The sequence below is a fragment of the Tenacibaculum sp. Bg11-29 genome, from assembly GCF_002836595.1.
Lineage (GTDB): Bacteria > Bacteroidota > Bacteroidia > Flavobacteriales > Flavobacteriaceae > Polaribacter.
On record NZ_PJBB01000003.1, the window covers coordinates 671,418 to 690,359 of the forward strand.

The 18,942-nt window shown below is 29.0% G+C and carries 19 protein-coding genes; 8 read left to right on the top strand and 11 right to left on the bottom strand.

What is annotated here, in order from left to right; translation table 11 throughout:
• Window positions 1-723 (bottom strand): DNA repair protein RecO, encoded by a 723-nt coding sequence (gene recO, locus CXF68_RS03100; protein WP_101042908.1) that lies wholly within the window; start codon window positions 721-723, stop codon window positions 1-3.
• A 91-nt stretch (window positions 724-814) separates the two neighbouring features.
• On the opposite strand from recO, the gene CXF68_RS03105 reads away from it, so the two are divergent.
• Window positions 815-1,285 (top strand): CYTH domain-containing protein, encoded by a 471-nt coding sequence (locus CXF68_RS03105; RefSeq protein WP_101042909.1) that lies wholly within the window; start codon window positions 815-817, stop codon window positions 1,283-1,285.
• Between the two features lie 2 nt (window positions 1,286-1,287).
• Here the strand turns inward: CXF68_RS03105 and CXF68_RS03110 are convergent, their stop codons facing one another.
• A complete protein-coding gene (locus tag CXF68_RS03110; protein ID WP_101042910.1) occupies window positions 1,288-1,929 on the bottom strand; it encodes a hemolysin III family protein in 642 nt (213 codons plus the stop codon).
• A complete protein-coding gene (locus CXF68_RS03115; RefSeq protein WP_232771602.1) occupies window positions 1,901-2,692 on the bottom strand; it encodes a 1-acyl-sn-glycerol-3-phosphate acyltransferase in 792 nt (263 codons plus the stop codon). The genes CXF68_RS03110 and CXF68_RS03115 overlap by 29 nt, the downstream gene beginning before the upstream one ends.
• A gap of 104 nt (window positions 2,693-2,796) precedes the next feature.
• On the opposite strand from CXF68_RS03115, the gene trpS reads away from it, so the two are divergent.
• Entirely contained in the window at window positions 2,797-3,765 is a 969-nt protein-coding gene (gene trpS / locus CXF68_RS03120) for a tryptophan--tRNA ligase (protein ID WP_101042911.1), read from the top strand.
• Between the two features lie 618 nt (window positions 3,766-4,383).
• On the opposite strand, the gene CXF68_RS03125 is transcribed toward trpS, so the two are convergent.
• Window positions 4,384-5,277: an IS1595 family transposase gene (locus tag CXF68_RS03125; RefSeq protein ID WP_101042912.1), complete on the bottom strand. Its 894-nt coding sequence runs from the start codon at window positions 5,275-5,277 to the stop codon at window positions 4,384-4,386.
• Between the two features lie 431 nt (window positions 5,278-5,708).
• Between CXF68_RS03125 and CXF68_RS03130 the strand changes: the two genes are divergently transcribed.
• Window positions 5,709-6,104 carry a hypothetical protein gene (locus tag CXF68_RS03130; RefSeq protein ID WP_101042913.1) on the top strand — a complete coding sequence of 132 codons (396 nt, stop codon included), beginning with the start codon at window positions 5,709-5,711 and terminating at the stop codon, window positions 6,102-6,104.
• A 64-nt stretch (window positions 6,105-6,168) separates the two neighbouring features.
• Here the strand turns inward: CXF68_RS03130 and CXF68_RS03135 are convergent, their stop codons facing one another.
• From CXF68_RS03135 to CXF68_RS03145, 3 genes are read right to left on the bottom strand one after another with little or no spacing between them, the layout of a single operon-like run.
• Window positions 6,169-7,209 carry an NADP(H)-dependent aldo-keto reductase gene (locus tag CXF68_RS03135; protein WP_101042914.1) on the bottom strand — a complete coding sequence of 347 codons (1,041 nt, stop codon included), beginning with the start codon at window positions 7,207-7,209 and terminating at the stop codon, window positions 6,169-6,171.
• A 41-nt stretch (window positions 7,210-7,250) separates the two neighbouring features.
• Complete coding sequence (gene pgk / locus CXF68_RS03140; RefSeq protein WP_101042915.1) at window positions 7,251-8,438, bottom strand: phosphoglycerate kinase; 1,188 nt, start codon at window positions 8,436-8,438, stop codon at window positions 7,251-7,253.
• A gap of 9 nt (window positions 8,439-8,447) precedes the next feature.
• Window positions 8,448-9,998 carry a hypothetical protein gene (locus tag CXF68_RS03145; RefSeq protein WP_157821841.1) on the bottom strand — a complete coding sequence of 517 codons (1,551 nt, stop codon included), beginning with the start codon at window positions 9,996-9,998 and terminating at the stop codon, window positions 8,448-8,450.
• Window positions 9,999-10,075: 77 nt separating this feature from the next.
• Here CXF68_RS03145 and CXF68_RS03150 point away from each other — a divergent pair, with 77 nt between their 5' ends.
• The 4 genes from CXF68_RS03150 to CXF68_RS03165 all read left to right on the top strand — a co-directional run bounded on the left by CXF68_RS03150 (window position 10,076) and on the right by CXF68_RS03165 (window position 12,860).
• The gene (locus CXF68_RS03150; protein ID WP_101042917.1) at window positions 10,076-10,498 is read left to right on the top strand and encodes a molybdenum cofactor biosynthesis protein MoaE; all 423 of its coding nucleotides are present in this window, start codon (window positions 10,076-10,078) and stop codon (window positions 10,496-10,498) included.
• 51 nt (window positions 10,499-10,549) lie between these two features.
• Window positions 10,550-11,083: a GNAT family N-acetyltransferase gene (locus tag CXF68_RS03155; RefSeq protein WP_101042918.1), complete on the top strand. Its 534-nt coding sequence runs from the start codon at window positions 10,550-10,552 to the stop codon at window positions 11,081-11,083.
• Between the two features lie 218 nt (window positions 11,084-11,301).
• On the top strand, window positions 11,302-11,874 hold the full coding sequence (locus CXF68_RS03160; protein WP_101042919.1) for a Crp/Fnr family transcriptional regulator: 573 nt from the start codon (window positions 11,302-11,304) through the stop codon (window positions 11,872-11,874).
• A 107-nt stretch (window positions 11,875-11,981) separates the two neighbouring features.
• A complete protein-coding gene (locus CXF68_RS03165; protein ID WP_101042920.1) occupies window positions 11,982-12,860 on the top strand; it encodes a nuclear transport factor 2 family protein in 879 nt (292 codons plus the stop codon).
• An 87-nt stretch (window positions 12,861-12,947) separates the two neighbouring features.
• Here the strand turns inward: CXF68_RS03165 and CXF68_RS03170 are convergent, their stop codons facing one another.
• Window positions 12,948-15,704 carry a PD-(D/E)XK nuclease family protein gene (locus tag CXF68_RS03170; protein WP_101042921.1) on the bottom strand — a complete coding sequence of 919 codons (2,757 nt, stop codon included), beginning with the start codon at window positions 15,702-15,704 and terminating at the stop codon, window positions 12,948-12,950.
• Window positions 15,705-15,778: 74 nt separating this feature from the next.
• Between CXF68_RS03170 and CXF68_RS03175 the strand changes: the two genes are divergently transcribed.
• Window positions 15,779-16,564 (top strand): amidohydrolase, encoded by a 786-nt coding sequence (locus CXF68_RS03175; protein ID WP_101042922.1) that lies wholly within the window; start codon window positions 15,779-15,781, stop codon window positions 16,562-16,564.
• An 88-nt stretch (window positions 16,565-16,652) separates the two neighbouring features.
• Here the strand turns inward: CXF68_RS03175 and CXF68_RS03180 are convergent, their stop codons facing one another.
• From CXF68_RS03180 to CXF68_RS03190, 3 genes are all read right to left on the bottom strand, one after another.
• Window positions 16,653-17,633, bottom strand: a complete 981-nt coding sequence (locus CXF68_RS03180) for an acyl-ACP desaturase (protein ID WP_101042923.1) — start codon at window positions 17,631-17,633, stop codon at window positions 16,653-16,655.
• A 33-nt stretch (window positions 17,634-17,666) separates the two neighbouring features.
• On the bottom strand, window positions 17,667-18,395 hold the full coding sequence (locus tag CXF68_RS03185; RefSeq protein WP_101042924.1) for a 1-acyl-sn-glycerol-3-phosphate acyltransferase: 729 nt from the start codon (window positions 18,393-18,395) through the stop codon (window positions 17,667-17,669).
• Between the two features lie 63 nt (window positions 18,396-18,458).
• Window positions 18,459-18,866 (bottom strand): hypothetical protein, encoded by a 408-nt coding sequence (locus CXF68_RS03190; protein WP_101042925.1) that lies wholly within the window; start codon window positions 18,864-18,866, stop codon window positions 18,459-18,461.
• Window positions 18,867-18,942 lie beyond the last annotated feature (76 nt).

The window sequence follows — 18,942 nt, forward strand, 5'->3', positions numbered from 1 at the left end:
TCAACTAAACACGGTTTCTAAAATATCTAATGATTTTGGCTTTCTAAAGCCCTCCAAATGTAATTCAAAATATCGAATTATAACTCTAAGAATCACTTGTCTTTCGTTTTTATTGTACGAAACTGAATCTAACACATCAAAATTTATGCCTAACAACTTCTTAAATAAAATTAATTTATTTCCTGTTACCGACAATTTCTCATATTCAGCATCCATAAATCTTCCTTCTAGCAAATTAAAGGCTGTTTTATAAGATTCAGATACATCTGGATAAAAACCTAAAAACTTAGATAAATTCAATAAAAAAAGTAAATGAAAATTAGCAATATTATCATGAGTATCTAACCAGATTAAACCTGTTTCAATATATTCATATAATACCTCGTTTTTTTCTTCTTCTTTAATAATACTTGAAAGTATTTCCGACAAAAACAAAACAATTGATTGTTTTACAACTGAGGTATAAACATTTTCATATGGGTGAATAACATGTGCTTCTCTTATAGAGTTTAGTGTGTTTTTATTGTTATGCTTTGCCTCAATAACCAACTGTGTTAGTGGTTGAAAATAGGCCGTTTTTAATTTTCCTTTTCTTGATTTTAACACCCCCCTTATCATATAAGAACGAATACCATCTTCTAAAGTAAAACATTTTACAATTAAACTTGTATCACCATATTTAAGAACACTAATAACAATTGCTTTTGTTGTAATTAATGCCATTAAATTAAGTTTTTAAATAATTATTAGCTTCAAAGGTATTTAATAATAACAACAAAAATGATACATTCGTAAAAATTTGATACAACTTCTTATGACTTTTGAAATAGAACGAAAATTTCTAGTAACTTCTACCGATTACAAACAACTAGCTTATAAAAAAAGTTACATAAAACAAGGTTTCTTAAATTCTAAAAAAGAACGTGTTGTAAGAGTTCGAATAAAAGACAATGCTGGCTTTTTAACAATTAAAGGTGCTTCAAATAAAAGCGGAACTACTAGGTTTGAGTGGGAAAAGGAAATTGACCTAAAAGAAGCACAAGATTTATTTAATTTATGTGAAGAGGGGATTATTGAAAAATACAGATACTTAGTAAAAGAAAACAATCACACTTTTGAAGTAGATGAATTTATAGGAGAAAATACAGGCTTAATTGTAGCTGAGATAGAACTGGAAGATGAGAATGAAAATTTTACGACACCTAATTGGTTAGGTAAGGAAGTAACTGGAATTGTTGAATACTATAATTCTAATTTAAGTAAGCTTCCTTTTTCTAAATGGTAAAATTACACATATTTATATATTGCCCAAAAGTGGCTAAAACTTCCTAATAGCACAAAAACATGAAAAATAGCATGATTATAAGGTATTTTTTTTATCGAGTATAAAATAGCTCCTACAGTATAAAAAACGCCTCCAGCTATCAAATAAAATAGGCCATCATATGATAGGTTATTCATTAATGGTTTTATTAAAAAAACAACTTGCCATCCCATTATTAAATACAATGCTGTTGATAATTTATCAAATCTTCCTGTAAAAAACAATTTTAATATAACTCCTGTTAACGCGAATAACCAGACAAAAACAAACATATACCATCCTGTTTGCTCTGGTAACACAACTAAACAAAAGGGAGTATAGCTCCCTGCTATTAAAATATAAATAGCAGCATGATCAAAAATATTAAGCCTTCTTCTAAGTTTTGGTCTTTTAGCCGCATGATAAAAAGTTGATGCTGCATACAAAACAATTAAACTTAATAAATATATAACGAAACTAATCGATTGCCAAAATTCTGGATACGTTAATGATTTTAAAATTAAAAAAGGTAGCGCGATTATAGCTAACAGTAATCCAAACCCATGAGTTAGAATATTTAACTTTTCTTCTGTATTACTATAACGGTGATTTAAATTCTCGCTCATTATTTGGTCTATTTGTATCTTTAATATACAACTTATCATTAGATAATTCATTGTATAGCAAATCAAAAGCTTGTTTTTTTAACGCATTTTTGCTATCTTTTGTTAAATTGTCTGTTTCAATAAATTTACATTGTTTAATCCTAAATACTCCTGGATTTCCTTTAAAAAAGTCCCAAGAAAACAATCGTTTTCCATCAAAGTATAATTGTGGTACAATTGGCATTTGGTACTGTATAGATAAGCTAAAAGCTCCATTATTAAAAGGTGCTAAAACTACATTTTCATTAGGCACTAAGCCTTCAGGGAAAATAGCAATACTTAAACCTTCATCTAATCGTTTTTTTATACGAGTATATACTCTTCTTCTACTCTTAGGGTCTTTCCTATCAACCATAATAACAGCTTTCTTATAAAAAAAGCCAAACAGTGGTAATTTTACTAATTCTTTTTTTCCTACAAATAAAATAGGGTTTTTACTTGATGCAATCATCATCCAAGGATCTAATAAAGAAGCATGATTTGCTATAAACACATAACTTTTTTCAGGATCAAGCTCTTGCTCTCTTTCAAATTTTAATCTAAAACCCATTGCATAGATTAAGAAAAACGCCCAGACTCTCATTAATTTCCAGAAAGCACCGTAATATTTTTCATCAGATAAAAGCACCAATATAAAAGGAGACATTACAATTATCGAAATAATCATGAGCAAGTAGAACCAAATTCTCCAAATTAATCGAAAAGGGAAAAGTAAATATTTCATAAATGCGAATGTAGTAATTTCTTTTGTTTGAACAATTTTAAGCTTATTTTTGCTACAATTAAGTAGTAGTAAGCATTGCTTACATAATTTTTCAAAACAGATATATGTCTAGAATATTGACAGGAGTACAAAGTACAGGAACTCCACACTTAGGTAATTTATTAGGAGCTATTTTACCTGCTATTGAGATGGCTAATGACTCTAAAAATGAAGCTTTTATTTTTATTGCCGATATGCATTCTTTAACACAAATTAAAGAGGGTAATAAATTAAGAGAAAATACCTATAGTGTTGCTGCTACTTGGCTTGCATGTGGAATTGACATTAATAAAACTGTTTTTTATCGTCAAAGTGATATTCCTCAAGTAGCAGAATTAAGCTGGTATTTAAGCTGTTACTTTCCATATCAACGTTTAACACTTGCACATGGGTTTAAAGATAAGTCTGATCGTTTAGCTGATGTGAACTCTGGGTTATTTACATACCCAATGTTAATGGCAGCTGATATTTTATTATATGACGCCGAAATTGTTCCCGTAGGGAAAGATCAATTACAACATCTTGAAATGACGCGTGATGTTGCTAGTAGAATGAACAATATTATTGGAGATACTTTAATTTTACCTCAAGCAAAAATTAACGAAAACACAAAGTTAGTTCCAGGTACTGATGGAGAAAAAATGAGTAAATCAAGAAATAATTTTATTGATATTTTTTTACCTGAAAAGAAATTAAGAAAACAAATTATGGGTATTCAAACGGATAGCTTAGGTCTTGAAGATCCTAAAAATCCTGATACTGATAATGTATTTGCTCTCTACAAATTATTAGCTTCAGATGAGCAAATTTTAGAAATGAGAGCTAATTATGAAGGCGGAAATTACGGATATGGTCATGCAAAACAAGCTTTATATGAACTTATTCTTGAAAAATTCACTGATGTTCGCGCTAAGTACAATCATTATATGGAAAACCATAATGAGATTGATGAAGCTTTAGCTATCGGAGCAGGAAAAGCACGCGTTGTAGCTAAAGATGTATTAAAAAGAGTGAGAACTAAAATTGGATATTAATTTCAGTTCTTTAAATAATCATGATAAATTGAGAATGATCAATTTAAAACTACTTCCTCCTTAAAGTAATTCAACAAATATATATAACAAAACCCAAAGTAGATTTACTTTGGGTTTTGTTATATATATTTGTTCAAAATTTGAAGACTAATAAAAAAGAAACTACTTTACATTGCAATCTTTATTACAACCTTAAACTCCTATGCTCAAATTACTTTTGAAAAAGGATATTTTATTGATAATTCAGGAAAACGGACAGAATGCTTAATAAAAAATATTGATTGGAAAAATAATCCTACAAATTTTGTTTACAAACTAAATAATACTGCTAAAGAGAATACAAACTTCATCAAATTCGTTAAAGAATTTGGCGTAAATAATAATTCAAAATATATAAGAAGTAATATAGAAATTGATCGATCAAGTAAAAATTTAAATAGCCTCTCTATTAATAGATACCCTGTTTTTAAAACTGAAACTTTATTTCTTAAATTACTTGTTCAAGGAAATGCTAACTTATACATTTTTAAAAACAACAATATTATTAGATTTTTCTACTCTACTGATAAGATTCAAACTACTCAATTAATTTATAAAAAATTTAATAGAGGTCAGTAGTTATCTACATATAATTTGTTCGTGATGTACTTTACCCTTTTCAACCATTTTTCTTATTAAGTTATTGAATATTGTTTCTTTGCTTTGTGAGCGATTAATTCTGAAACAAAATTCATTAAAATATCTGTTTATGTTAAAGTCACTTACCCAAGAGTAAGTTGTTCTTATCCAAGATTTCACTTGATGAATCATTGTATGAAGAGCTTTAAAGTTCATACCTCCATTACTTTCAATTTGGGTAATATCATAGGCTTTAGCAATAGGTCTGTAGCCTCTCCATTTATCAGTTATCACTTTAGCTTCTCGACTGATATGATTCACGAAAATATATTGTAAAGAAGTAGCTGAAAAATCTTCGATTCTCATTGCATACATTCTTTTTACTTTTCCATCTTCAGTTAGCTCAACAGCAGTTATAGCCTTCTTTTTCTTTGCTTTATAACTTCTGCCCACTTTATCTTTTTCACGACCACCTAGAACAAACTCATCAACATGAACAATCCCAGTCATAGGATTATTTCCACTACTTTTCATAGCCTCTCTAATTTTAAGCATAAATAAACGTGCTGTCTTTTCTGTGACACTAAAACGAACTGAAACATAGCTTGCAGAAAGACTTTTTGTACTTGTACTCATTTCAAAAACAATGAAAAAAGCTTTTCTAACTCCAAATTTAACTTTGTGGAAAAGTGTGTTTGACGTTGCAGATTCCTGATGAGAACAAATATTGCAAGTACGTGAGAAATCCTTTCTTATTTGAGCCTTTTTATGACCACATTTAACACATTGAAAACAATTTTTCCATTTAATATCTGCCAAATATTCCTTGCAATCTTCATTAGTTTTGAACCGATCAGCAAACTCTAGAAGGTTTTGGCCTTTAAAAATATTCATAATAACATTATATTCGTTGACTTTAAAGATATGAACTTATATACTGACCTCTATAATTTAAATTAAACAATCATCAAATTGGTGTAAATAAAAGATATAAACAACAGTTATTACAAACTTTACCTTCTAAAAAAACAAACTTAAAAAACATTCAAAAATTAAAGTATAATAAAAACTCATTAATTCGTTTTTTTATAAATTATAATGGTAATAGTTTAAAAAAAACCAATAGATTAATTCAAAATAAAAAACCTATTAATATAACTTTAAAATTTGGATCACATCACAGTAACTTTAAACTTGAAGGAAACACTCCAGGTAAGACTAATATAAGGAATGTTGAATTTAATAACTCAGGAATAAGGTTTGGTATAGAAAGCGAATACACTTTACCATTTAATAATAATAAATGGGGATTAGTTTTTGGAGCTATGTATCAAAAATACAATAGTAACCAATCTACAAAATACAAAAGTTTAATTGGTGGAGAAAAAATCATCAATCATAATCTGAATTACAACTCTATTGAAATACCTATTGGACTAAGACATAACTTTTTTCTAAGTAATAAAACAAAAATATTTGTAACAGGTTCCTTTGTTTATGATCTTTTTCTAAATACATCTATTAAATCAAATGTTATTAATGGATCTAAATTAGAAAATTTAGATGCGAGCTCATCTATTAACTATTTTTTTAGCTTAGGCTACAAATACAAAAGCTATAGTTTAGAGATTAAATATCAGTCCAAACAGGTATTAGCCACCACCTCTTTAACTTCAACATACAACTCCTACAACTTGGTATTTGGATATACCTTATTCTAATAAAAAAACCGAAGTGAAATTTACTTCGGTTTTTTATACTGTCAACTGAAAACTAAAGACTTATTTAAGGCGCAGGATTTGGAATTAAGTTATGTACAGCTTCTATTTTCTTTAAAACTTCATCTGATAACTCAATATTAATAGAGTTAATATTCTCTTTTAACTGACTCATTTTTGTTGCACCAATAATATTACTAGTTACAAATGGTAACTGATTAATATAGGCCAATGATAACTCAGATAGCGTTAAACCATGTTTCTCTGCTATTTTCAAATATTCAGAAACCGCTTTTAAAGAACTTTCTGACATATAGCGAGCTATAAACCTTGGAAACAACGTTCCTCGTGCTCCTTCAGGAGTTTTTCCATCTAAATACTTTCCAGACAAAACACCTTGTGCTAATGGAGAGTATGCTAGCAAGCCAATATTCTCTCTCATAGAAACTTCACTCATACCAACTTCATAACCTCTATGAATTAATGAATATGAATTTTGAATAGTGCTCATTATTGGCAAGTTATGCTGTTTAGCCGTTTGTAAATATTTCATAGTTCCCCAAGGAGTTTCGTTAGATAAACCAACGTGTTTTATCTTTCCTTGTTTTACTAATTGATTCATTGTTTCTAAAATCTCTAAATGGTTTTCAGCTTCTTTAGTTGCTGTTTGATACGGATAATCACGTACCCCAAAACAATTCACTCCTCGAGATGGCCAATGTAATTGATACAAATCAATATAATCAGTTTGTAAGCGACTTAAACTTCCTTCAACCGCATCTATAATATTTTGCTTTGTAAACCCGCCTGTGCGGATGTGTTTTGTATAATCGCCACCACCAGCAATTTTACTTGCTAATACAACTTTATCACGATTTCCGGTTTTTTTAAACCAAGAACCTATAATTTTCTCTGTTGCTCCGTATGTTTCAGGAGTTGCAGGAACTGAATACAATTCAGCCGTATCCCAAAAATTTACCCCTTGTTCTAAAGCATAATCCATTTGTTCGTGTCCATCAGCTTCTGTGTTCTGATTTCCCCATGTCATTGTTCCTAAACAAATTTTAGAAACCTTTATGTCTGTATTTGGTAATTTTGTGTATTTCATTTTATTAATAAATATTTCTCGACTGCGCTCGAAATGGCAGATTACTTTAAAATAGCTTCAATTCCTGGTAATGTTTTTCCTTCTAACATTTCTAACATCGCTCCACCACCTGTAGAAACGTAACTTACTTTATCTCCAAAACCAAATTGCTTTACTGCTGCTACAGAGTCTCCTCCTCCAACTAAAGAGAATGCACCATTTTCGGTTGCTTTAGAGATTGCATTTCCAAGCTCAATAGTACCTGTTGCAAAGTTTTCTAGTTCAAAAACACCTAAAGGTCCGTTCCATAAAATAGTTTTAGATTTTGCAATTACTTCTGCAAATTTCATAGAAGTTTCTGGTCCACAATCAAGCCCCATCCATCCATTAGGAATTTTAGCAGTATCTATCGTTTGTGTATTTGCATCATTCGAAAAAGCATCAGCAATAATAGCGTCAACTGGTAAATGAATTTCTGTGTTTTTCTCTTTTGCTAGTTTTAAAATTGATAATGCTAATTCTAGCTTATCATCTTCTACTAACGAGTTTCCGATGGTCCCGCCTAAAGCCTTAATAAAAGTAAAGGTCATCCCTCCACCAACGATAATATGATCTACTTTTTCTATAATATTTTCTATCACTCCAATTTTAGATGATACTTTTGCGCCTCCTAAAATTGCAGTTACTGGTTTTTCAGAATCATTTAAAACCTTATTAATACTTTCTATTTCAGTAGCTAATAAATTTCCAAAGCATTTATTTTCTGTAAAAAACTGTGCAATAACAGCCGTAGATGCATGCGCTCTGTGTGCAGTACCAAAAGCATCGTTTACATATATATCACCTAATTTAGATAATTGTTCAGCAAAAGCAATATCTCCGGATTTCTCTTCTGAATGAAAACGTAAATTTTCTAGCAATAAAATTTCTCCACTTTTTAAATTAGCCACCGCTTCTGTTGCTTCATTTCCAATACAATCATCAACAAACTTAACTTGCACTCCTATTACATCAGATACTTTTGCAATGATATGGCGCAATGAAAACTGATCTTCTTTCCCTTTAGGTCGTCCTAAATGTGACATTAACACACAACTACCTCCATCTTCTAAAATTTTTATAATAGTTGATTTTGCTGCTTGAATCCTTGTTGTGTCTGTTACTTCAAATTTATCATTTAAAGGCACATTAAAGTCTACACGAATTAATGCTTTTTTGTTTTCGAAATTAAAATCGTTAAGTGTTTTCATTACTTAAATTTAGTTGATTGTTATTTTTAAAAATTGTCTCTTCTTTTTTCTTTGACCATATAAAATTAATTCATTCTCAGAAACTTGTTCAATATATCTACAATTAAATGGTGTTTCTTCCTCTTTATTAGACAAAATCGTTTTATATAGATAGTTTCCGTCCTCATCAAATTTAACAATATATAAGTTTGTATTTTTCTTAGTTGCTTTCCATAAAAAACTCTCTCTAAACTTTATTCTTCCACCTGATAGTTCCCCCATTTTTTTGTGGGCATTTAAGATTAAATACTCACTGTTTTTATATTGAGCTGTACCAAATGACATTAAAGGGTCTGAAAAATAACCTGATGTTTGAGCTTTATTTATATTTCTTGCCCATAATAATTTTCCTTCATCATTTAATTTCAAAGTAATTATATCATCAAAATTATAAGATATTTTAGTGTAACCTCCGTAGTTATTATGTACATAAGTAGTTGTAATAAAAAACTCTTCGGCTGTTATAATAATACCTCCATCATCTGGAAACGAAATATTTTTAAACTTAATATTTCGCAACTCTTTATCTTTTGATTTACCGTATTTATCAGTTAAAAACTGTTCTGTAAATGGAGAAAAATTAGAGCTTTCCACTTTTATACTTTCTGGATCTATAACAAAAGAACAAACTCCTTTATACCTGTTTTCATTCCTGTTTGAATAAAAACCGATACAACTTAATTTATCTTCTGGGGTAAAATCTAATTCTAAGGTTGCTACAAAATGATTTTCAACTAACATTTTTGTTGATGAAACATTGTTCTCAGTAATCTTAAACAGCTCATAGTGATAATTACCTCCTTTTTTCTTTTTCTTCCTTTTCTTCGGGTAAAACTTCCCTAAAACGAATACTTCTCCACTATCAGAAACTATTACATCCTGAAGTTTAAACCTTTTATCTTCATATGGTAATTCAAATTCTTCATCCCAAAGTTTATTAAAATTTTCATCAAAAACTAAAATACTGTGATGTTCAGTTTTTTTATCAGAAGAATCGATATTAAAAACATTATATTTTCCTGATTTAGAAAATGAAATATTTCCTTCAAAATCTCTATCTAATCTTGCTCCCGAAAATAATGATTCAAAAAAAGAAGGATACCTATCTGTTGTAACCTCAAATATTTTTTTTTTAGAAAACTCAAGTACATCTTTAATTGAAGTATATAAATACGCTTCTATTTTCTTTTCTTTTTTGTTTCTATAATATTCAATAAACCCTATAATATTGTCATTTAAAAAACCTCCAGCAACTCTATGTCTTTTTTCAATTTTATGCTCAAATGAGTTTATCTGTTTTAAATCCTTATCAAAAATATCTATTGATAGACTTTTCTCATTATTGAAAGTTCTTAAAATAAATAATTGATTAGAATTATCTTTAAATATCGTTTTTAAAACACTTTCTTTTTTCTCTTTAAAAACTTCACTTTTATGTAATTTAAAATTGATTAAAGCTTCTTGAGATTGAATTTGTTTACTACAAAAGATAATAAAAAGGAATAAAATAGCTTTTTTCATAGAAATAGTATCGTAATAAATTTTGTTGCCGAAAATACTATATTTTAGCAATACAATTAATTTTATTCTATTAAATAATGGATAATACATCTATAAAAGTAACATCTGAAAAACTAGACTTACAAGAATGTTATGATTTTGTAGTGGATGCTGCTTGTGGAGGAATTTCTATTTTTGTTGGTACAGTTAGAGATGCAACTCAAAATAAAAACGTTACACAATTAGATTTCTCTACCTACAAACCAATGGCTATTAAAGAAATGCAAAAAATAGCAAACCTAGCTTTAGATAAATTTAGCATTAAAAAAATTGCGATTCATCATGCTGAAGGGTTATTACAAATAAAAGATATTCCTGTAATTATTACTGTTTCTTCACCTCACAGAAAAGCAGCTTTTGATGCTTGTCAATATGCTATCGACACCTTAAAGGAAACTGTTCCTATTTGGAAAAAAGAATATTTTGAAGATGGTGAGGTTTGGGTAAATGCACATCCATAAAAATACTATAATACTACGCTATTCGTTATCTTTTAACAAAAATGTGAAATTATGATTGAATTTAAAACGACTGAAACCCTTTTAGAGTTAAAACAAATATTGGCCTTACAAGCTAAAAACACTCCTATTAATTTAACTGAAATTGATAAAAAGGAACAGGGTTTTGTTACGGTTCAACACGATTTAGCTATGTTAAGAAATATGCATGAATTACATTCACATAGTATTGCTACACATAACGATAATGTTATTGGATATGCTTTATCTATGTCTAAAAAATTTAGAGGAGAAATTCCTGTGCTAACTCCTATGTTTACTGAAATAGATATATCTATTAAATCTAATAGTAATTATATTATTATGGGACAGGTTTGCATTGATAAAAATTATAGAGGTAAAGGCATTTTTAGAGGTTTGTATACAAAAATGAAAGATACTTTTAAATCTAAACATGATTGTATAATTACTAAAATAGATACCTTAAATACTCGTTCAATAAAAGCTCATAAAGCTATTGGTTTTAAAGAATTAGTTCGTTATAATTTTAACAATCAAACTTGGGTTGTTGTTTATATGGATATATAAAAAAACAAATATCAACACATTTCATAAGTCCTTTTGATAAAGTTTACCTCTTTATCACATGAAAGATAGTTTTCCTAGTATAGTTTTTGCTAAAATGGTTAGTATCATTAAAAAAAATACCAGTATCAATTCATTCTCATCATGCTTTAGTATGACGATTCAATTATTATTAAATATATTATTTTTTTCAATAATTATCATATAGCCCCCGTAAACATATGGATTTATTAGCTCAGTACGTAAAAAAACTAGTAAACATCTCAGATGAAGACTTAAACAAATTCCTTTGCCTTTTTAATTTGACTTCAATAAAGAAAAAAAACTTTTTACTAAAGCAGGGTAATGTATGTGAATTTGAAGGCTTTGTTACCAAAGGTTGTTTCAGGCTATATACAGTTGATGAAAAAGGTAATGAACATACTTCATACTTCGCCATAAGAAATTGGTGGGTAACAGACTTGAACAGTTTTTTGGACAAAACTCCAGCCAAACTTACGATTCAAGCTCTTGAAGACAGCGAAGTTTTAATCATAAATACAGAAAACAAGAATAAAGCTTACCAAGAAATACCTGAAATTGAAAAAATGTTCCGGATCATGACCCAAAAATCTAATGTCGCATTAGAACAACGAATGATAAGAAATATTAGTACTACTGCAGATCAGCGATATCTTGAATTTATAACCAAATATCCTCAAATTTCCGAGCGACTTACGAATATTCAAATAGCATCTTATCTAGGTATATCTCACGAATTTTTAAGTAAAATCCGAAGAAAAATAGTAAAATAATTTACGTAAGTATTAAAAAAGTACATCTATTCAATTTATTGTACTAGTTCAATGTTTATCGATTTTACAGATTTTACCTTTGCTCTCTAATTTATAAAAATTTAAGAATGAAGTATTTTTTAAACACCTTACTTGTAGTAGCAACTATTATATTTTTTGCTAGTTGTAATCAAAATGATGATGATGATGTCTCTAACGAATTAACTTCTGCAGAAATTGCCAGAGGCTTTTATCAGGAAGTTATTGTTGAAAAAAACATGACTAAATTCAACAAATATATTGGTAATACATATATACAACATGCCCCTGCTTACGCTGACGGAGTTACGCCCTTAAAAGAAGAGCTACAAGCTAATGCTGATAGTAAGAATAAAATAGAAATCTTAAGAGTAGTTGGTGAAAACGACTATGCTGCATTACATTCTTTATGGACAGTAGGCTCAGAACAGTATATTTATGTTGACATCTGGCGTATTGAAAATGGTAAGTTAGTAGAGCATTGGGATCAAGACCAGTCTCCACCAAGTGAAGTGAAAAATAATAACACAATGCATGCTGGTCCAGATACTAATATTAATACTAAGAAGAACTTAACCCAGAACAAAGAAAGAGCTATTGCAGTTTTAAAAACCTTCGATAATTTGGATGATTTATCTGCAGTTGAAAACTTTGTTGTCGATGACTACATACAGCATAATCCAACTGCGACTGATAAAAAATCAGGCTTAATCGATTTATTAAAATTTTTAAAAAGTATTAACTATCAATCAAAGACCATAATTGCCAAAGTGATAGCTCAAGGTGATATGGTGGTAATACACTCCAAAGTAGAAGATTTAGATGCAAAAGAAAACGCTATTTCAGGTGTGGTTGATATATTTAGATTTGATGATAACGGAATGATTATAGAGCATTGGGATGTTATTCAAACAATGACAGGACAATCATTAAATAACAATAATCCATTTGAATACCCAAATAAATAACCCTTCCAAACCTACCCTGAGGTATTTCGGGTAGGTTTACACTTATTATCTATCTTCAGAAGCCATACTTTATCAATACTATCATAACTAATAAGGCAAATTTGCAGGTTCAATAAAATCGATTTCTGGATTATATAACTCTTTTAAAAACTCTTTTATTTCATCCATAAACTCAGTTAACTTCTCTTCAGTTACTTCATTATCTGGAGTTCGGTAATTAGAAGAAAAATTCATTTTTAAAAACCCATTTTTCAAGTTTTTAAATGAAATAATTCCAGCTTCTAAATTATTAGAAAAATCAAATTTATTGTTTTGAGTATATAAAAAAGCATATAACATTACTTGAATAGCTTTGTGATGTTTTAAATCTCGAATGCTTGTAAAATCAACCACCTTCAATTTATTAGCATCAACCATTCCTGTTTTATAATCTATAATTCTAGTTACCCCATTTAATTCATCTATTCTATCTACTTGTCCGTGTATTTTTATAGGAAAATCAATTCCATCAACAGTAATTTCAGTAGCTAAATTTTGTTCTGTTCCAATAATTTTTAATTTATTATTCTCATCTTTTAACAATTGTTTTTCGTTCGCTAAAAAATTTTCTACAAAACGGTTTGCCACTTCAAAAACCAATCTGTTTTTTCCTGTAGAAATATCTCCGTTTTTAAAATGTTCTGAAAAATAAAAAATTATTAATTCTTTTGTTTTTTGCTGCATTTTCATAACATCATCTACCAATAAAAACCTACCTATAAATGGTTTATACAATGCTTCTAAAGTATCATGAACAACAGTACCCATTGTATTTGCTGCTACCGTTTCTTCTACATTTTCAAATTCATTTATTTTTAAAACTTTTTGTTTATAAAATGCAATTGGGTTATATAGGTAATTAGTTAATGCCGATGGTGAAATTCCTTTTTTAGCTAATTTTTGTAAGCGTTCTAAAACCTTCTCGTCTTTCTGAATCTCTTTTAACTTAGTTGATGATGTTACTACTTTAGGGCCAATTATCTTTTCTGCAATATCATTTCGCATCATTTCTAACTGCGTAACAAAACGACTTTTTTCTCCGCTTCCAAAAACATCGTGCTCAGTATTATATAATATAAAAATATTCTTAGCTCTTTGTAACAATCTAAAAAAGTGATATGAAAAAAGTGCATCTTTTTCTTTATAAGTCGGTAAACCAAAGGCTATTTTTACATCAAACGGAATAAAAGTATTTTGTTGACTACTTGCGGGTAATACTCCTTCATTTACCGATGTTATAATCACGTTTTCAAAATCTAACATACGTGTTTCTAATACTCCCATTAACTGTAAACCTTGTAACGGTTCTCCTTGAAACGATAAACTTTCAGATTGTATTAACTGTCTAAAAAACTGATATAATGTTTTTAAATCCTGTACATAATTAAACTCAATATGTAAGTTTTGTAATTGTGTAAACGCAGTATAAAAACGAAACAAATACTCCTTTTCTAAATCGTTTGCATTGTCTTTTAAAACATCAATTAACTGTAATATTCTCGATAAAAATTCAGATATCGTAGAAAATGGGTTAAAAACAGCGCTAATAATATCTTTTAATCCTACTTCTAAAGGAGAAATAAACACATTAATGTATTCTTGACTAACAAATGTATTATTCTCTTTAACAATAACTTTTGAAATAGTCTCTGCGACATTATTAGCATCATCTATTTGTAATAATTTATATATCGATGCATCTTTTAAAAACCGAACAACATCTTTATGGTAAAACTGATTTGCTTCTTGTTTTTTTAATTTTTCTTGATTATTGAATAATTGAAAAATCGCCAAGACTAAACTCGTTGTAGGAATATCTTTTAAAGGATATCCCATGGTAATATTTATTGCTTCTACATTCTTTGGTAGTGAATTCAACGTTATAGGTAACAATGTTTCATCTGCCAACACCAATGCTGTATTATTCTGATTCGATAATTTTGATAAAATCTCTCCTGCATGTTTTATTTGCGTAATGTTTTTTGATGCTCCTATTACCTGAATATTCTTAAATTCAGAAAAATAATCTTTTATCGTTTCAATTGAGTTTTTTTCATAATATTTCCATTGCTTTTTATACTTCCTAAGAAAACTACCAGCTTGATGATTTCCTTCATAAAACGTTTTATCGATATCCCAAAAAACTTCAGCATTTCCTGCTGACAAAAATTCTTGAAACAGCAATTCTTCCGCTGTATTTAAAGCATTGAATCCTATAAAGTAATATTTTTTTGCTTTATTTCTACTGATAAAATCTTCAACTTTTTTAGTTGCTTCCCGATATAAAACACCTTGATATCCAATTTTATTTTTAATCAAAAATTGATAAAAAACTGTATAAAACTGCTCTAATTTCTCCATAAAATAAAAATGATCTTTCATTAATTCCGTTTCTTTAAACGTTCCTTTTACCGACCATTTTTGTAAACGATGAATATCTCGTAAGTACACAAAAATATCTCTTGGATTAATTAAATGTTGATCTATTTCATTAAAATCTTGTAAAACAGTAAAAGCCCATGAAGAAAAAACATCAAACGTATCTGGTCTCTCTTCTACTTCTTTATATATAGTATAAAAATGGAATAGTAATTGTACTGCATCTGCTTTATTAATTTCAGAAATTTCTTCAACAAAATCTCCAATATTAAGAACCTGAGGTAAAAAACCTGCTAAAATTTTATTTTTAAATTCTTGTTTCACAAACACTCCTGCTCTTTGAGATGGTAGGATAAATACAACATTTTCAAATGTTTTAGTTGTTTGTAAAATAGTATCTAAAGTCTCAGAGATAAACGAGTTCATAGCTATGTTTTAATTAACCCAAAATACAAATTTTATCTTATTTTTGATATGAATAACAATTTCATTTCTTAATTATGAAAACTAATAATAAACTTAAAGTAGCACTTATTCAATCTGATTTAGTTTGGGAAAACCCTACAGAAAACAGAAAGAATTTTGAAGTTAAAATAAATAAGCTTGGTTCTGACATTGATTTGATAATTTTACCTGAAATGTTTACTACAGGTTTTACCATGCAAGTAAGTAATTTAGCAGAAACAATGGGTGGTAAGACTATAGCTTGGATACAACAGTTAGCCGCAAAAAAAAAGAGTGCAATTACAGGAAGTATCATTATTACAGAAAATGGTAACTACTTTAATCGGTTACTCTTTGTACACCCATGTGGTAAAATTGATTTTTATGATAAAAAGCATTTATTTACGCTCGCTAATGAACATAAAACATTCTCACCTGGTAATAAACGCATTTTAATTAATTATAAAGGCTGGAAAATTTCTCCTTTAATTTGTTATGATTTACGCTTCCCTACGTGGGCTAGAAATACAGACAATTACGATTTACTTTTATATGTAGCTAGCTGGCCTACACCAAGAGTTGAAGCGTGGAATTCATTGTTAAAATCGCGTGCTATAGAAAACATGAGTTACACTATTGGGGTAAATAGGGTAGGAACTGATGCTAACGGATATGAATACAACGGAAATTCTGTTGCATATGATGTATTAGGAAATTGTTTAGAAAAAAATGATAATGGGCAAGAAATTTCTTTAATTATTGAATTAGATAAAGAAAACCAAAATAAGGTGCGTACCAAATTTGGTTTTTTAGAAGATAGAGATCTTTTTACTTTTCAATAAAGATAACGTCATTACGATAAATATATGATGAAATAGTCTATACACAGATTGCTTCATTTTATTCGCAATGACGTTACTTAATTATATTTTATGATGGAATCATCCATTTAAATTCGAATTTAGTATCAGGAACTGTGATACGTTCTGTAATTCGATACATTCTATCTGGTAATTTCATTAAATAATCACGAGCTTTCTCGGCTTCTGGGCTTAAATTTGTAATTTTATCAATTTCCCAAGCAATATTTAGCTTTTTTATGATATCAACGTAATCAAAACCTGTGTATACACCAACTCTTTGAGCTACTGTAGAGAAATCATCAAACAAACTACCTTTCGCTCCAAAAGACTCTCTTAAGTGCATTGCAGGCATTACTATTTTATGTTTCATCATATATTGAAAAGCTAACATCATTTCGCTAGGATCAATCTTAAATATTTGCTTAACAAATTCGGTATATGCTTGGTGATGACGCATTTCATCTCCTGCGATAATTCTAGACATTTTTGCTAATGCTTTGTGTCCTTTTTTCTTTGCAATTTTTGCAACATTTAAATGTGAAACATACGTTGCTAATTCTTGAAAACTCGTATACACAAAGTTTTTATACGGATCACTAGCTGTACCAATATCAAACCCATCAGTAATTAAATGTTGTGTTGTAATTTCTACTTCACGCATGTTTACTCTTCCTGAAAGATATAAATACTTATTTAATACATCTCCATGACGGTTTTCTTCTGCTGTCCAAGCACGTATCCATTTTGCCCAACCATTATCTGGATGTTGTGTAATTCCATCTAAATCTAACAACCACGATTCATACGTTGGTAATGCTTCTTCAGTAATTGTATCCCCAACTAATACCACCCAAAAATCATCATCTAATTCTTTAGACAACTCTCTAATCTCTTCAACTTCTGTAATAAAAGTATCTTTTTGTGAGTTTGGTAAAAAATCGGTTGGCTGCCAAATTTTCTCTGCTGGTATTAAAAACTTATCTACGAAACTATCGATATTCTTTTCGAGAGTTTTCATAACTTCCTTTCGGATATTTTGTATTGACATAATATTTAGTATATTAATTATCTTTTGTTCTAATTATAAAATTGATTCTTTAACTGTCTTTTCTACACTAGCTATCAACTCATTAAACGGTAAACTATCTACTTTTATTGGTGCGTGTGTTTTTATTTTTATTGGACTACCAAGGCCTAATGGAAATTTACCATATTTAAACACTTTCCAAGAATTATTAATTGTTAACGGAACAACATATGCCTCTGGATTGTATTTAGCTATCATTTTTAAGCCATTTACCGAAAATGATTTCGGTTTACCGGTTCTACTTCTTGTTCCTTCTGGAAAAATAGCTGCAGACCATTTATTCTTTTTTATTTTTTTAGAAAAACTTGCCAATTCTGTTAATGCCTGCCTTGCATCTTTTCTATCTATTAAAGCAGCCCCACCATGCCTTAAATTAAAAGAAATACTTGGTATTCCTTTTGCTAGTTCTTTCTTAGATACAAACTTAGGGTGATGCTTTCTAAAATGCCAAATAATTGGTGAGATATCGAAAGTACTCTGATGATTTGACACAAATATTAACGTAGTGTCTTCAGGTAAATCTTGTTCATTTTCTACTTGAACACGAATCCCTAAAATTAATAATGATTTAATTAAAAACCAATTCATAATATTTACAACATTTTGATGCCCATTTTGACCAAATAATTTCAACCCCAACCATTGTAGAGGATGAAATATTATTAGCAGTAAAAAAAATACTAATGCAAATACTGATGATACTATATAACTTAAAAATTTCATTATTATATTTTTAATAGTAAGCAAAAATAAAAAATCCCGCGAAAGCGGGACTATATTTTTAAATTAAAACCAATTACTCCAAGGAATTCTTGATAATATTAGCACTAATGCTAGTCCATAAAAAATTGCAAAGGTTTTAAACTTCGTTTCACTTTTTACTTGTTTTTTATGCTTAGACCATCCAATTGTTATTAAAACGATTGCTATTATCATCATTAAAGGGTGTTCTAAAGCAAGTAATCTAACTCCTGAATCTTTCATATCACCTAATCCACTTTGAAATCCTCCAACGAAATAAACTAAGAAACCTATTAATAATTGAATGTGAGTTGTTATTAACGTAAATAAGCCTAAACGAAATTCTTTATGAGTGAATTCTTTTTTCTGTAGTAAACCAATAATTGCATTTACAACAGTAAAAATTAATACTACTAAAACTATATATGCCCAATAAGAGTGTAATGTTTTCATTATTATTTGTCTGTTAGTTTTGTTTGTTACAAACTTACTAAATTTTATGCATAAAAAAACCACCTCGTTTGAGGTG